The following is a 1,806-nucleotide window of genomic DNA, read 5'->3' on the forward strand; positions in this document are numbered from 1 at the left end:
GTCGTCTGATTCAGCGTAGAAATATGCTGTGGGAAGATTCAGTGCCTTAGCAATGTGTTTTAGAGATAAATAATCAGGGGTATGTTTGCCAGTTTCATATTGATTCATCCGAGCACTAGCAGAAAATTCATCAATTCCCGCTGCTATTCCAAGCTTTTTCTGAGAGAGCTTAGCAGCTAGACGTGCTTCTTTAAGTCGCTTACAAATCGGTGAAGAAGCCATATTTCTTAACTCGTGATTAACAATTCCACCAGCTAAGAGAATCTTAGTTTTTTGCTTGACTGCATACTAAGGATTTCTTAGTATTCGTCTTGGGTCTAAAATTTGACCGATTATTTCGTTCCAATAAAGGGGATACATATGAAAAGAGCAATCTTAGTGATGCTAATTTTGGCGTCTACCTGTTCGCTTCTTGGAGGATGCGGGATAGTTGCAAAAGTGAGTTCGCGATTAAGCAACAATTTTTCTGTAAATTTTATCAATCATCATTAAGCGCCGGTTCATGTTGTTATTAAATTAAATTCAAATACACTTTCCCAGCAATCCAGTCTTCAGAAATTTCCATTACAATTGCTCCCACCAACCTTTCGCAGGATTCAACGTTTGGGAAGATTCTTGCCACTCTGCTGCGTCGACGTATCTCTGCGTTAACTCGTTCAGCCATATTCGAAGTGCGTAAGCGACGTCGATGTTCAGAAGGAAAGTGAAACACGGTCAGTCCTTCAGTAATATTTTCTTCCATCCATTGCGATAATGGTGGCATATCTTTTTGATAATAATCGATAGCCAACTTTAACAATCTTTCCGCTTCCGACTTGTTTTGTGCATTAAAAATAGCCCGGAGAGTTTCAGCCACTTCTCTTTTACGACTGTGTTTAGTGACATAAGCTTGTGCATTTTGCTGTAAATGAAACTGACAGCGTTGCCAAGGAATGCTGGGGAAAACCGCTTTTAAGGCTGCTTTTAACCCAACGTGGGCATCACTAATAATCAACTCAAGACCGTGCAACCCGCGTTTCACTAAAGACTCTAAAAACGTTCGCCAGTGGACTTCTGCTTCAGATAAGGAAACTGAAATACCTAAAACTTCTCGTTTACCGTGCTCATTAATGCCATAGGCAATCAGTACAGCGCTATCAACAACACATCCTTCTCGGCGAACTTTTTCATAGCGTGCATCAACAAATAAAAAACGATAACTACCTAGTAACCGGGTTTTCCAAGATCTTAACTCTTCGTCTAGTAGCTTTGATGCACGGCTAACTTCTGTACTGGTTACCTGCAACCCACACAATTCTTGTAACACTTTTTCAACTTTCCTCGTCGAAACACCTTGCACGTACATCTCAGCTAAAGCAATTTTTAAGGCACGCTCAGAGCGAACTCCCTTTTCCAAAAAAGAGGGATAAAAATCCGAGCTTCGCACTTGTGGGATTTGTAAAGATAATTCTCCTAATTTTGTTTTGAGCTGTTTAGGCTTAAAACCGTTGGCATAATCCTGTCTTAATTCACTACGTTCATAGGGTTCAACCTGCATATAGCGATTACGCTCAATTAACATCGCTTCATTAAACAGAATTTGCACCGCTTCTGCCATTCCATCAAATCCTTTCTCAACAATCAGTTTCACTGCTTCAGAAATTTTGGTATCGTTTACTCGCACGGCCATTGCTTTTCTCCTTTTGGCTTTGACACCAATGAGATTAACTCTGGCCTGCCTTATTTTAAACCCATATTATCCAGATCGTTAAGATAAGGCAGCAATCCCTACCAAATTCAAATTTACAGAAGAAACGTTACACCAAC

At 40.3% G+C, this 1,806-nt stretch carries 2 protein-coding genes; both read right to left on the reverse strand.

Going from position 1 to position 1,806, the window contains the following annotated elements; genetic code table 11:
• The coding region (locus tag HYX58_00005) for a helix-turn-helix transcriptional regulator (GenBank protein MBI2774381.1) at positions 1-222 on the reverse strand (222 nt) is incomplete at its 3' end.
• A 289-nt stretch (positions 223-511) separates the two neighbouring features.
• On the reverse strand, positions 512-1,669 hold the full coding sequence (locus tag HYX58_00010; protein ID MBI2774382.1) for an IS256 family transposase: 1,158 nt from the start codon (positions 1,667-1,669) through the stop codon (positions 512-514).
• Between the last annotated feature and the right edge of the window lie 137 nt (positions 1,670-1,806).

This window comes from Candidatus Dependentiae bacterium, from assembly GCA_016191325.1.
Taxonomy (GTDB): Bacteria; Babelota; Babeliae; order Babelales; family JACPOV01; genus JACPOV01.